The 15,964-nt window shown below is 36.0% G+C and carries 7 protein-coding genes; all 7 read left to right on the forward strand.

Annotation, left to right across the window (positions count from 1 at the left end):
• The first annotated feature begins 118 nt into the window (after nt 1-118).
• The 7 genes from L1276_RS23910 to L1276_RS23940 all read left to right on the forward strand — a co-directional run bounded on the left by L1276_RS23910 (nt 119) and on the right by L1276_RS23940 (nt 15,932).
• Nucleotides 119-9,133, forward strand: coding sequence for an Ig-like domain-containing protein (locus L1276_RS23910; RefSeq protein WP_253792262.1), 9,015 nt, complete (start codon nt 119-121; stop codon nt 9,131-9,133).
• A gap of 60 nt (nt 9,134-9,193) precedes the next feature.
• Entirely contained in the window at nt 9,194-10,105 is a 912-nt protein-coding gene (locus tag L1276_RS23915) for a type IX secretion system membrane protein PorP/SprF (RefSeq protein WP_253792264.1), read from the forward strand.
• A 2-nt stretch (nt 10,106-10,107) separates the two neighbouring features.
• Nucleotides 10,108-12,069: an OmpA family protein gene (locus L1276_RS23920; RefSeq protein WP_253792266.1), complete on the forward strand. Its 1,962-nt coding sequence runs from the start codon at nt 10,108-10,110 to the stop codon at nt 12,067-12,069.
• A gap of 195 nt (nt 12,070-12,264) precedes the next feature.
• A complete protein-coding gene (locus tag L1276_RS23925) occupies nt 12,265-13,251 on the forward strand; it encodes a hypothetical protein (protein WP_253792268.1) in 987 nt (328 codons plus the stop codon).
• 1 nt (nt 13,252) lies between these two features.
• Nucleotides 13,253-13,945 (forward strand): hypothetical protein, encoded by a 693-nt coding sequence (locus L1276_RS23930; protein WP_253792270.1) that lies wholly within the window; start codon nt 13,253-13,255, stop codon nt 13,943-13,945.
• Nucleotides 13,946-14,248: 303 nt separating this feature from the next.
• Complete coding sequence (locus tag L1276_RS23935; RefSeq protein ID WP_253792272.1) at nt 14,249-14,791, forward strand: RNA polymerase sigma factor; 543 nt, start codon at nt 14,249-14,251, stop codon at nt 14,789-14,791.
• 88 nt (nt 14,792-14,879) lie between these two features.
• Entirely contained in the window at nt 14,880-15,932 is a 1,053-nt protein-coding gene (locus tag L1276_RS23940; RefSeq protein ID WP_253792275.1) for a FecR family protein, read from the forward strand.
• Nucleotides 15,933-15,964 lie beyond the last annotated feature (32 nt).

A 15,964-nucleotide genomic window follows, 5' to 3' on the forward strand; every position in this document is an offset into this window, starting at 1 on the left:
AAAAATGGGATCTGAGGGTACAGGGATTTTTTATGCTTATTTGTGAATTTTTAATTATTGATTATATATGGTGAACTTTACTTATTTTAAAAACTTAACGTGTAATAAAGATCGGACTTTGAAGCTATTCTTGGTCAGTTTTTTATTTTTGTGCAGCCTTAACGGGTTTTCACAAACCAATATTTCTGGAATAGTAAACAGCTATTTTTCTGTTACAGGAATTAATCAGCCTTCATGTGATCCTTGCGATAAAACGTGTATTAATACCATTACGGTAAGTAATGGTGCAGGTCTTGCCGCAGGAGATAAAGCTTTGATTATTCAAATGAAAGGAGCCGTTGTTGATAATAACAACACTATCAATGGAGGTAAAGTAACGGCAATTAACAATACAGGTAACTACGAATTTTTTGAGATCAAAAGTATTGTTGGAAATGTACTGACTCCAATGTATCCTTTAATAAAAAGCTATACGCTGACCGATATGGTTCAGGTCGTAAAAGTGCCAAAATATACTGGAACCGTAAATATCAATAATATTTTAACAGCTAAAGATTGGACAACTACAGACAAAACAGGTGGTGTTTTAGCCATTGAGGCTGATCGTTTGGTATTTAATGCCAACATTAATGTTGCTGGAAAAGGATATCAAGGTATTCAAATGACTATAAACGGACCTGATAATAATTGTAATTTTGTTCCCAATACACAATATGTTTTAAGCAGTACAGCTACATCTTCATTTACTAAGGGAGATGGTATTGTAATAGATGACCCGGCTCATAATAGAGGACGTGCACCACGAGCAAATGGTGGAGGATCTGGAATCGCAGGAGATTCAGGCGGAGGCGGTGGATCTAATTATGGTGCCGGAGGTGAAGGAGGTAAACGCTGGTGTAATGTTGATGGAGACAATGCCGGAGGTTTAGGAGGAGTTTCTTTATCTACATACTTTGCGCAAGATAGAGTTTTTCTTGGCGGAGCCGGAGGTTCTGGATATGTTACGACAAATAATCCTTCGTCAGCAGCTGATGGAGGTGGTATCGTAATTATTTTTGCTAATGAAATAGTTGGAAATGGTCATTCTATTATTGCTGATGGTTTTTCACCAGAAGCTGTAAACCCTTCTGGAGATCCAGACGGTGGCGGCGGTGGTGGTGCCGGCGGTACAGTAGTTTTAAAAACACCTCTTTTTACTGGTAATTTATCAGTTTCTGCAAGAGGTGGAGACGGACAAGATTTAAATACAAATACACAACACGGACCCGGTGGCGGCGGTGGCGGCGGTGCTTTACTGTATTCATTAGCTGCTTTACCATCAAATGTTACTTTAAACGCTGGTGGAGGTATTGGAGGAGAGCATTTAAATGCTGCACGTAACGGATCGCAGGATGGATCAACTGGAGGAAGTGTTTCATTATATATTCCAATTGAAAATCCAAACTACATGGGAATTGATGATAATGATGGACTTGATATTCAATGTGATTTAGATGATGATAATGATGGAATTTTAGATACAGTTGAAATTCCGACAGGATTAGCAGATCCTTTTGGATATCAGACAGGGTCTAAAAAACCAAATTTTATAAATAAAAATGCACCTGGATTTATAGATAGTAATCAAGACGGTATTGATGATCGATATGATAACGATTTAGACGGAATGATCAATCAGTTGGATCTGGATTCAGATAACGATGGCTGTCCTGACTCAATTGAAGCTTATGGAAATACTAATGCTGATCCTGATGGAAATGGTTTTTATAGTACTGGAAATCCTCCTGCAACACTTGCAAATGGTACAGTAGCAGCAGCATCGTATGCTGCTCCGGTAAACACTACAGGAACATCTAAACCCAATTATTTAGTTTCAAACATTGTAGCGATTACAACCAATCCAGCGAATGCAAATACCAATCTGGGAGGAAACGTAACCTTTACTACAGTCGTAAGCGGTACACATCTTGTATATACATGGAAACAAAGTACTAATGCTGGTGCAACGTGGACAACGGTTACAAATGGCGGTACTAATCCGGCATTTTCTAACGCATCAACAAATGCTTTGACTTTAACAAATATTCCAAGATCATTTAATGGATATTTGTATAGATTAGATGTAACCAGTACTTCAAATGTCTGTGCTCAGCCTAACTCAAATACAGCAGCTTTATCTGTTGCTAACAGAAACCCTGTTGCTTCAAACAACAATTATACAGTTAAAGAAGATGAAACAGTAACTTTAAATCCATTAAACGGAGATACTGATGCTGATGGAGATACATTAGTTATAGAATCTATTAATGGAACAACTTTAACAGGATTGGCACAGTCAATTTCTGTTACTAACGGAACTGTGAATATTTCTGCTGCTGGTGTGATTACTTTTACACCCTCTCTTAATTTTAATTCTGTAACTGCATTAAGTATTCCTTATGTAATTAATGATGGGTTTGGAGGAACAGCAACGGCAAATCAATTAATTACAGTTACAGCTGTAAACGATAATCCGGTTGCCAATAATGATCCATACACAGTTGCAGAGGATAATACAGTTACCTTAACGCCTCTTGCCAACGATACAGATGTTGAAGGTGATGCATTGACTATTACTTCTATCAATGGAACGACATTAACAGGAGGAGTTCAGACAATCACAGTTCCAAACGGAACGGTTAATATCTCAGCTTTGGGAGTAATTACTTTTACGCCTTCAGCGAATTTTACTTCTACAACGCCAATCAGTTTCCCTTATGTGATCAGCGACGGACACACTGGAACAGCAACAGCGAATATCCAAATCACAGTTACGGCTGTAAATGATGCGCCTGTTGCCAATAATGATCCATATACAGTTGCAGAAGATAACACAGTTACTTTAACGCCTCTTGCCAATGATACAGATATTGACGGAGATACATTAACAATTTCTTCTATCAATGGAACAACCTTAACAGGCGGCGTTCAGTCTATCACAGTTCCAAATGGAACGGTTAATATTTCAGCTTTAGGAGTAATTACTTTTACGCCTTCAGCGGATTTTAACTCAACAACAGCGATCAGTTTTCCTTATATAATTACTGACGGTGTTTTAACATCAACAGCCAATATCGAAATTACGGTTACAGCCGTAAACGATGCGCCAATTGCAATAAAAGACGATTACTCGGTAAACGAAGGCGCAACACTTACTGTTCTAACTGTTAACGGAGTTTTATCAAACGACACTGATGTTGAAGGTAATTCTTTAACCGCTATTTTAGTTACAGGACCAGCTCATGGAACTTTAACATTAAACTCAGACGGATCTTTCACTTACACTCATGACGGAAGCGAAACTATAAAAGACAGTTTTACTTATAAAGCCAATGACGGAAACTTAGACAGTAATGTTGTAACAGTTGAAATCACGGTTAATCCAGTAAACGATGCTCCGGTTGCTAATAATGATCCTTACACAGTTGCGGAAGATAATTCAGTTACATTAACTCCATTAAGCAACGATACAGATGTTGACGGTGATGCCTTGACAATTTCTTCAATCAACGGCACAGCATTAACAGGCGGCGTTCAGGTAATCACAGTTCCAAACGGAACGGTTAATATCTCAGCTTTGGGAGTAATTACTTTTACACCTTCAGCAGATTTTAATTCAACAACAGCGATCAGTTTCCCTTATGTTATTACAGATGGAAATTTAACATCAACAGCGAATATCCAAATCACAGTTACGGCTGTAAATGATGCGCCGGTTGCCAATAATGATCCTTACACAGTTGCGGAAGATAATTCAGTTACATTAACTCCATTAAGCAACGATACAGATGTTGAAGGTGATACATTAACAATTTCTTCTATCAATGGAACAACTTTAACAGGAGGAGTTCAGTCTATCACAGTTCCAAATGGAACGGTTAATATTTCAGCTTTAGGAGTAATTACTTTTACTCCTTCAGCGGATTTTAACTCAACAACAGCGATCAGTTTTCCTTATATAATTACTGACGGTGTTTTAACATCAACAGCCAATATCGAAATTACGGTTACAGCCGTAAACGATGCGCCAGTTGCAATAAAAGACGATTACTCGGTAAACGAAGGCGCAACACTTACTGTTCTGACTGTTAACGGAGTTTTATCAAACGACACTGATGTTGAAGGTAATTCTTTAACCGCTATTTTAGTTACAGGACCAGCTCATGGAACTTTAACATTAAACTCAGACGGATCTTTCACTTACACTCATGACGGAAGCGAAACTATAAAAGACAGTTTTACTTATAAAGCCAATGACGGAAACTTAGACAGTAATGTTGTAACAGTTGAAATCACGGTTAATCCAGTAAACGATGCTCCGGTTGCCAATAATGATCCATACACAGTTGCGGAAGATAATTCAGTTACGTTAACTCCATTAAGCAACGATACAGATGTTGACGGCGATACCTTAGCTATCTCGTCAATCAATGGAACAACCTTAACAGGCGGCGTTCAGTCTATTACAGTTCCAAACGGAACGGTTAATATCTCAGCTTTGGGAGTAATTACTTTTACACCTTCAGCAGATTTTAACTCAACAACAGCGATCAGTTTTCCTTATGTTATTACAGATGGCGCTTTAACATCAACAGCGAATATCGAAATCACGGTTACAGCCGTAAACGATGCGCCGGTTGCCAATAATGATCCATATACAGTTGCAGAAGACAATACAGTTACTTTAACTCCATTAAGTAATGACACAGATGTTGAAGGTGATACCTTAACTATCTCGTCAATCAACGGAACAACTTTAACAGGCGGCGTTCAGTCTATTACAGTTCCAAACGGAACGGTTAATATCTCAGCTTTGGGAGTAATTACTTTTACACCTTCAGCGGATTTTAATTCAACAACAGCGATCAGTTTCCCTTATGTTATTACAGATGGAAACTTAACAGCAACAGCAAATATCGAAATCACGGTTACGGCTGTAAATGATGCGCCGGTTGCCAATAATGATCCATATACAGTTGCGGAAGATAATTCAGTTACGTTAACACCGCTTACAAACGATACAGATGTTGAAGGTGATACATTAACTATCTCGTCAATTAACGGAACAACCTTAACAGGCGGCGTTCAGTCTATTACAGTTCCAAACGGAACGGTTAATATCTCAGCTTTGGGAGTAATTACTTTTACACCTTCATCGGATTTTAATTCAACAACAGCTATCAGTTTCCCTTATGTTATTACAGATGGAAACTTAACATCAACAGCAAATATCGAAATCACTGTTACAGCTGTAAATGATGCACCTGTTGCCAATAATGATCCATACACAGTTGCAGAAGACAATACAGTTACTTTAACTCCATTAAGTAATGACACAGATATTGAAGGTGATACCTTAACTATCTCGTCAATCAACGGAACAACTTTAACAGGCGGAGTTCAGGTAATCACAGTTCCAAACGGAACGGTTAATATCTCAGCTTTAGGAGTAATTACTTTTACGCCTTCAACGGATTTTAACTCAACAACAGCGATCAGTTTCCCTTATGTTATTACAGATGGAAGCTTAACAGCAACAGCGAATATCCAAATCACGGTTACAGCCGTAAATGATGCGCCGGTTGCCAATAATGATCCATATACAGTTGCGGAAGATAACTCAGTTACGTTAACACCGCTTACAAATGATACAGATATTGACGGAGATACATTAACAATTTCGTCAATTAACGGAACAACCTTAACAGGCGGCGTTCAGTCTATCACAGTTCCAAACGGAACAGTTAATATCTCAGCTTTAGGAGTAATTACTTTTACGCCTTCAACGGATTTTAACTCAACAACAGCGATCAGTTTTCCTTATGTTATTACAGATGGAAGCTTAACATCAACAGCGAATATCGAAATCACGGTTACGGCTGTAAACGATGCTCCGGTTGCCAATAATGATCCATATACAGTTGCGGAAGATAATTCAGTTACATTAACTCCATTAAGCAACGATACAGATGTTGAAGGTGATACATTAACAATTTCGTCAATCAACGGAACAACTTTAACAGGAGGGGTTCAGTCTATTACAGTTCCAAACGGAACGGTTAATATCTCAGCTTTGGGAGTAATTACTTTTACACCTTCAGCGGATTTTAATTCAACAACAGCGATCAGTTTCCCTTATGTTATTACAGATGGAAGCTTAACAGCAACAGCGAATATCCAAATCACGGTTACAGCCGTAAATGATGCTCCGGTTGCCAATAATGATCCATATACAGTTGCGGAAGATAATTCAGTTACATTAACTCCATTAAGCAATGATACAGATGTTGACGGTGATACCTTGACAATTTCGTCAATCAACGGCACAACCTTAACAGGCGGCGTTCAGTCTATCACAGTTCCAAACGGAACGGTTAATATCTCAGCTTTAGGAGTAATTACTTTTACGCCTTCAACGGATTTTAACTCAACAACAGCGATCAGTTTTCCTTATGTTATTACAGATGGAAGCTTAACGGCAACAGCGAATATCGAAATCACAGTTACGGCTGTAAATGATGCTCCGATTGCCATAAAAGATGATTATACAGTAGATGAAGGAGCAACTTTAAATGTTCCGGTCCTTACTGGTGTTTTATCAAATGACACAGATGTAGAAGGTGATGTCTTAACAGCGGTTTTAGTTACAGGACCATCACACGGAACTTTAACTTTAAATTCAGATGGATCTTTCACTTACGTTCATGACGGAAGTGAAACGATTACAGATAGTTTTACTTATAAAGCTAACGACGGAAACTTAGACAGTAACACTATAACAGTTACTCTTACAATCAATCCGGTTAATGATGCACCAATTGCAAACGATGATACAAATAATGCAATCGCATCAGCGGCAGGAGCAACAACAATCAATGCTTTAACAGCAGCAGATGTTGACGGAACAATTGCTAATTACACAATCCTAAGCTTACCAGCAAACGGAGTTTTAAATTTAGCAGGAAATCCAATAGCTGCAAACCAAGTATTGACACCAGCAGAAGCTGCGACGATTACATACACGCCAAGTGGTGCATTCACAGGAAACGTTACTTTTACTTTTACAGCAACAGATAATTTAGGATTGTCTGCCGTAACACCTGCAACGATAACAATTCCGGTTGGAAATAATGCCCCGGTAGCACATGACGATACAAATTCGCATATTCCTTCCAGAGCAGGAGCAACAGCTATTAAAGCTTTGACTGCGACAGATACTGACGGAACAATTGTAAACTATATCGTAGTTACTTTACCATCTAATGGAGTATTAGCTTTATCTGGAGTGCCAGTTGCAGCAAATCAAATTTTGACACCGGCAGAAGCTGCAATGTTAACCTATGATCCAAGCGGTATATTTTCAGGAAATGATACCTTCACTTTCACTGCGACAGATAATAATGGAGTAGTAGATGCTACACCGGCAGTAATAACAATTCCGGTTGATAAAACAATTTTAGTTGCAACACCAGATCCGGTTGGTTCTGTAGTAGGTATTAATGAAGTGGTTAAAGTAATAAACGTTTTAGATAACGATACTTTAAACAACGATCCGTTATTGCTTACAGATGTTAAATTAGATGTTCTGGTTCCAGATCCAAATAATGTATTAACATTAAAACCAGACGGAACAATTGAATTAATTCCAAATGCTCCGGCAGGAACTTATACTTTAACTTATGAAATCTGCGAACTGGCAAATTCGTCTAACTGTACATCAGCGACAGTTACAGTAACGGTTGAAGCTCCTAAAATGACAGTTACAGCAAGCAGTTATTGTTCAGATAATACACCGTATGTTCAATACAAGGTAACAGCTGACAACTTCATACCAAAAGATCTGGTAACTATTAACTGGATAGACAGCGCAAATAATATTGTAGCGACTCAAACCAATATGCCTTTAAGCGGCAATGTATTATGGCCTGGAACTGTTGTTGACAGCAACAATAAACCAATTGACTGGCCGGGTTGGGTATTGGTTAACGGACAATGGATTGAAGGTAATGACGGTTTCCAATTAACGAGACCAGCCGTTACTATGCAGTTTTCATTAAACCCAACAGAATCAATAACAGTGAATTATCCTGCACCAACTTCTGGTTGTAATGCAAGACCTCATTTTGGAATAGAAGCAGAAAATGACGATGACAACATAATTGCAGATGGACTTAATGGTTCACCAGAAGTAATCAATGTTTTAGACAATGATAAATTAAACGGTGTTCCGGTAAATCCTGCAGATGTTATTTTAACACCTCGTGATTTCCCAACTGGAATTACTTTAAACAGTGACGGAACTATAGATGTAGCGCCGGGAACTAAGGGAGGAAGCCATACTCTGACTTATCAAATTTGTGAAAAAGCAAATAATGCCAATTGTACTGATGCAACAGTTAAGATTTTTGTAGAAGTGCCATCAATCACAGTAGTGATGAAAGTGGAATTAAACGATCATAACAAAAATGATAATGCAGAAGCTGGAGAAACTTTAACCTACACATTTACAATTACAAATAATGGAAATGTTCCTCTTCAAAACATTACAATTTCTGATCTTTTACCAGGAGTTATAATCACAGGAGGACCAATAAATTTAGCAGTTGGAGAAAGCGATTCACATACCTTCACGGCAACTTATACTCTGACTCAGGCAGATATTAACGCAGGAACAGTAACGAATCAGGCAACGGTTTCAGGAACTACTCAAAGCGGTATAAAAGTAGAAGACAAATCAGATTCTGCAAATGAAAACGGAGATGCTCCAACAGCAATTGATGTAAACGGTTGTAAAATCAAAATCTTTAACGCAGTCTCTTTAAACGGAGATAATATGAACGAGAGATTTTACATCAGAGGAATCGAATGTTACCCGGATAATACGGTTCAGATATTTAACCGTTGGGGAGTTTTAGTATTCGAAAGAGACCATTACAACAATAATGATATTGTATTTAAAGGTTTCTCTGAAGGAAGAACTACTGTTAAAGAATCAAACGGACTGCCAGAAGGAACTTATTATTACATAGTAAGATACAAGGATAACAATTCAAGCCCTAAACAAGAGGCAGGATATTTATATCTAACTAAATAATAGTCCAAATTAATACAATGGCTTAGCCATAGGTTAAGCCATTATCTTAAAAATAAGTAAATGAAAAAAATAGTTTTAGTTTTATTGTTTTGTTCTGCCGTGAGTTTCGCACAGCAGGATGCGCAGTTTACACAATATATGCACAATACCATTAATATAAATCCTGCTTACGCTGGTTCAAGAGGAGCTATGAGTATTTTTGGATTATATCGTACACAATGGGTTGGACTTGACGGTGCGCCCGAAACGAGTACTTTATCATTAAATACACCAATAAATAACAGCAATGTAGGATTGGGACTTTCATTGGTTAATGATAAAATCGGGCCGACAACCGAGAATAACATTTCAGTAGATTTCTCTTATTCCATTCAAACATCTGCGACAGCAAAACTTTCATTTGGTATTAAAGGATCGGCTAATATTTTTAACCTTGATCCCAATAAATTAACGCCGGAACATCAGGGAGATCCACAATTTTCTGACTTTAAAAATAAGTTTACACCAAACGTTGGAGCAGGGGTTTATTGGCATTCAGATAAAGGATATGTAGGATTGTCTGTGCCTAACTTCATTCAAACCAATCGTTATGATGATAATGATACGGCCATATTTAAAGAACAGATCAACTATTACTTAATTGCAGGTTACGTTTTCAATTTAGATCGTTACGAAATGATCAAATTCAAACCTGCAGTTTTAGCTAAAATGGTCGAAGGTTCACCGCTTCAGGTAGATGCTTCAGCAAACTTTATGTTCAACGACAAATTTGTTGTGGGAGTTTCTTATAGATGGAGCGCAGCGTTAAGCGCATTGGCAGGATTTCAAATCAACAAAAACATGTACATTGGATATGCTTATGACAGAGAAACAACGAAGTTAAATAATTACAATTCGGGTTCGCATGAAATCTTCCTGCGTTATGAGTTCTTAAATAATTACAGCCGAATTACATCACCAAGATTTTTCTAATTATGAAAATAAAGAAAATAGTATATACACTCTTTTTGTCCCTCTTTTTCTTTAACGGAATAGCACAAAAAGCAATTCTGGCCAAAGCCGAAAAAGAGTACAATGATTACGCTTACGCGGATGCCATTGCGATTTATGAAAAGCTTGCTGCCAAAGGGTATGAAGATGAAAAAATGTTTCAAAGGTTAGGAAACGCCTATTATTTTAATGCCGAACTGCCAAAAGCGGCCAATTGGTACGATAAGCTTTTTGCATTAAATGCACAGCAGGAACCAGAATATTTATACCGATATGCACAATCTCTTAAATCAATTGGAGATTATGCCAGGGCAGATAAAATGCTGGAAGCTTTTAACAAAAAAACAAACACAGACAGCAGAGGTGTTTTGTTCGAAAACAACAAAAATTATCTGGAACAGATTAAATTGAATTCCGGCCGATTTGAAGTTTCAAATACCAATGTAAATTCTGAAAGTTCAGATTTTGGAAGTACCTTTTTAAATAACAATTTAGTTTTTAGTTCAGCCAGAAAAATTGGTAAAACAGAAGGAAAAACATTTAAATGGACCAATAAATCTTTTACCAATTTATACATCGCTTCTATAAAAGCAGACGGAAATGTATATAATCCGGTTCTTTTAAATAAAGAAATCAATTCAAAATTTAACGAATCGACTCCGGTATTTACAAAAGACGGTAAAACAATGTATTTTACCCGAAACAACTATTTAGACGGAAGACGTGGAAAAGACGATAAAAACATCACATTATTAAAGTTATACAAAGCTACGCTGGTTAACGGAAATTGGGACAATATTACCGAACTTCCTTTTAACAGCGACAGATACAGTACAGCGCATCCCGCTTTGAGTTTAGATGAAAAGAAATTGTATTTCGCATCAGATATGCCCGGAACTTTAGGTCAGTCAGATTTGTACAGCGTAACAATTAATACAGATGGAACATTTGGGAAACCGCAAAATTTAGGTCCGTCAATTAATACCGAAGGAAGAGAAACTTTCCCTTTTATTTCGGGAGATAACGAATTGTATTTTGCAACTGATGGCCGTCCCGGACTTGGCGGACTTGATATCGTAGTTTCTAAAATTTTAGAAAACGGAACATTCGATCAGGTACAGAATATTGGTGAACCTGTAAATACAAAATTTGATGATTTTGCTTTTATCATAGACAGCCAGACACGCAAAGGATATTTTTCTTCTAACAAAAAAGGAGGAATTGGAAATGATGATATTTACAAATTCACAGAAACCAAAAAACTGGTTTGCGAAAGAACTTTAACAGGAACTATTTTCGACAGCAAAGCCAATGAAAAAATAGAAGGAGCAAAAGTTATTTTATTTGATGAAAATCATCAGCAGATTGAAGAAGTAACTACAGCACAAGACGGAACCTATTCTTTTAAAGTAAACTGCAACAATAAATATTTTGTTAGAGTTGAAAGAAAACAATATCCGCCAAAAGAAAGCAGTTTTGCGGTTACGACCAATATCGATAATAAGTTAGATTTTACTTTAGAAAAAGAAAAAATTGCCCCTGTCGAAATTCCGGAAATTAAAGCAATCAAAGTAGGAACAGATTTAGGTAAAACCCTGAATATTTCAATGATTTATTTTGATTTAGGAAAATGGAATATTACTGAAGCCGCAGCAGTAGAATTAGAAAAAATATTTGCCGTAATGCAGGAATATCCAAAAATGAAAATCGATATTCGTTCGCATACCGACAGTAGATCATCGGCAAAATCAAACTTGGTTTTATCAGATAAAAGAGCAAAATCTATTGTAGCGTGGCTGGTAAGTAAAGGAATCGATGCTAAACGTTTAAGAGGAAAAGGATATGGAGAAAGTCAATTATTAAACAAATGTAAAGACGGCGTGAAATGTTCTGAAGAAGAACATTTAAAAAACAGAAGAAGCGAATTTATGATTATTTCAATATAACGCAGTCCAATTTTTATTTTATAGTTTTAAGCGAAAAACCGGCAGAGTTAAATCTGTCGGTTTTTTTTATTTAGCAGTAACCATTCATATTTTATGTAAATTTGATTAGAAGGTTGCTTAAAAAATCTTACAGAGGTAAACTTCATAGTTTTGTATACAAATCAAATTTTAGGTTTTAACCCAAATATAAAAAGGATGAAAAAATACCTTTTCCCCGGATTTTGGCTGCTTTATATGCTCTTCTTTGCCATTCCATTTCCCATCATGATTTACTACGCTGTCAACAGCGAATTTGACATAGCAGAATTAAAAGATAAAAATCCCTGGCTCGCATTGAGTCTCGTTGCATTGTCTATTATTCTTTGGCTCATTGTTATAATCCGATTTTTTCAAAAATGGATATTGCATGTTTTTTTAGAAAGAAGAAATCTGGAAGACATAAAAAGAAACGGATTAATTCGCGAAGCTAAAATTGTAAGTGCCGTAAAAATATCTGGCTCAAAAGCCAGGCACAATACTTACGAACTCGAATTATTGTTCAAAAATTTAGCCGATACCGAGATTATTCACAAAACAGAAATTACAGATATAAAACCTCACGAACGTCGTTTTGAAACTGGAAAAAGGTTAAATCTAATATTGAACCGGGAACCCAAAAAACTTCCGGTTTTTGTACTAGCAAATTCAACAGCCGAAATCAATGGCATAAGTTTAATTTTAAGAGTTTTTGGCTGGTTATTCGTAGCAGCACTTGTTACAGGTTATTATTTCTATTCCTATCAGGATGAAAGCCACGGAATGGGCTGGAGGTTTATGAGTTTCGGGCATCCATTACTAGTATGTGCTTTAGTGCTTATTTTTTACAGATATTTATTAAAATTCATTTTAAGCAAACTCACCGGTAGAAATGAAGATTCTGTTTTAATAAAATTTAAAGGAATAAAAACCTGGGCAAAATTAATAAGCGTAAACCAAACCGGAACCTATATTAACGAACAGCCAATGATGCGTTTTGAACTTGAATATACAGATAACAAACATCAGGTTCATCGAAATAATTTAAAGAAAATAGTAGGGCTTCTGGAACTTGATATGACCAAAAAGGAACAAATAGAAATCTTTTATTTAGCAGAAAACCCAAATCAGATTGCCTTTGCAGACGATTTAAATAACATGAAATAGAATGAGAAAATCAATCATAATCATAATTTGTTTTCCTCTTTTTTTAGGATGCGAACAGATCTCTAAAAGTATAAATGAAACATTTAGTCCCAATGATTCAGTGGTAAGTAAACAAAGCAATTCTGATGTAAAAAACGAAGTTCAGGAAGTCGATGTTCAAAAAAATATAAATGATGCAGTTGACAGGCACAATGCAGCACAAAATCAGCTGGAAACGAAAACTATAGTTTTATTAAAAGATACAAATGAATTAAGTAAAGCCGAAGAAACTCTAAAGAAACTTCCTCAATATGCCGGAAAAGAAATCTTTGTTTATTCTACATTATACTTTTACAACGATGGAAGAATAAATGTTATGCTGCAGCATCCGGAAAATAAAAAATACGTTGATGCCTACGAGTATAAAAACGGCGTTTGGTCAGATCCTAAACCCGTTCAGTTATCTATACGAGACGAAGTACAAAAAAGGTTAGTTTCTCTTAATACAATTCGTTTTATAAATGCGGCCAAAGTATTTGAAATCTACAATAAAAAGGCAGAAGAAGTCGAAGGCGCAAGTCCGGCAGCAAACGTTTACATCTCAATATGGGACAATAAAATAAAATGGTATCCGTCATCAATAAACGGAAGCCGGGAAAGATATTCAATACAGTTTAATGACGATGGAAGCCTGAAAACTTTTACACAGGATTAATAATTTTTTTATCTAAAATTAATGCCTGCAGCGTTTATGAAATTTCCTTTGTAGTATAAAGATTATACGATAAAAAAAGCAACCTAAATTTCAGTAAAATTTTTTGTAAGTTTAGTTGTTGCCTCAATAGATAAAAGAAAATTATTCTTAACAATAATTATCAAATAAAAGAAAACTGTAATCCTTTTTTTGAGTTTTGATAATTTTTTATATTGTTTGAAATAATTATGAAAAATTAATTGAAAATTTTTGAAATTCTTTAGATTTGTACATAAAACAAGTCTTAAAGCGGAAGAATCTTCAATGAAGAATGAAAAGAGGGACATAGATTTATGGAGTCAAATAAAAAAAGGAGATGTTCAGGCTTATCATGAACTATATGATCGCTATATAAATATACTTTTTACGTTTGGAATGCAATACACTAATGACGAAACTTTAGTGCAGGACGCCATACATGATATTTTTGTTGATCTTCACCGTTACCGGACAACAATAGCTTCAGATGTTGTGGTGAAATCTTATCTTTTTAAATCACTTCGAAATGACATTTTCAAGAAACTAAAATCGCAGACCAAAATTGTACATCTCGATATTGTTTCAGAAGGAACTTATAAAACAGATTCAGCCGAAGATGAATTAATTGTCAGCGAAACTGCCTTAAATAAAAATGCCAGTTTAGCTTTGGCTTTATCTTCACTTACCCAAAAACAGCGTTACGCACTTCACCTTCGTTTTAGTGAAGATTTATCTTATGAGGAAATTTCTTCTACTTTAGAAATTAGCCTGGAATCAAGCAGAACCTTGATTTACAGGTCTTTAAAAGAACTTCGCGCTAAGCTTTAAAAAAACTTTAAAAAAACATTAATTTTCTTGTCTATGTTTTTGTCTTTTGATTCTTATAGTACTATAGAGAATCTAAAAGAAAAATATTTTGTACCCAAATTTCAAAATTTTACCAGAAAAAGATAAAACGAATCTAAAAGCAAGAATCGCAGAAAGCATTGCATTAGAAAAACAGCAGGCCAGAAGAAAAAGGCTTCGTACAATTTCCTGGAGTGCTGCGGCAGTACTTTGTATAGGCTTGGGAGTTATGGTTGTTCTAAAACAAGAACAAAAAGTAGTAAGCCCAATCGAAAAATTTGCAAAAAGCAATGAAAAAGAGACTTTTTTCGAAAAAAGCGGGCAAGTTCAATTGGTATTATCCAATCAGGAAGCTGTTAATGTCAGCGACAGCACAACGATTGCTTACAACGCATCTGGAAATAAAATTAACGTAAACAGTAAACAAATAGAGCAGAAAAAAACTCTTGAAACACAATACAACACAGTTTTAGTTCCTTACGGAAAAAGAGCACAGTTGAGTCTGGCAGATGGAACTCAGGTTTGGCTGAATTCAGGATCAAAGCTGATTTATCCAACAGCTTTTAGCAGCACATCGAGAGAAGTATATTTAGAAGGAGAAGGCATTTTTGACGTAGCGCATAATGAAGCAAAACCTTTTTATGTAAAAGCAGCAAACCATTACAGCGTGCGTGTATTAGGAACCTTGTTTAATGTAAGCTGTTATACCAAAGATGCCAAAGTTTCGACAGCATTGTTAAGAGGAAAAGTGCAGGTTTCTTATGCTAAAAAAGGTCTTTTTAGTGCAGATACGCTTCAAACCATTCTAAAACCGGGAATGATTGCCGCTCTGGATAAAAAACGTGAAACTATTAAAACCACAACACAAAATGTTGAGTCTTTGTTTTCATGGAGAAAAGGATATTACGAATTCTCTCAGGAAAAACTTCCGTTGGTTTTAGACAAATTAACGCGCTATTACAATGTTGATTTTGTAATGAATAAAAAAGCAAGTCCCACAGAAACTTATTCGGGAGCTTTTAAACTTAATGATGATTTAGAAAAAGTGGTAAAAACATTAGAAGCCACTACAGGTCTCGAATTCGTTTACGATGCCGAAACTAGAAAAATAACTATTAACTAAGTATAAACGACTAAAAATTAGAAATGCCTATG

Origin of the sequence: Flavobacterium sp. HSC-32F16 (assembly GCF_024171645.1) — a bacterium.
Lineage (GTDB): Bacteria > Bacteroidota > Bacteroidia > Flavobacteriales > Flavobacteriaceae > Flavobacterium.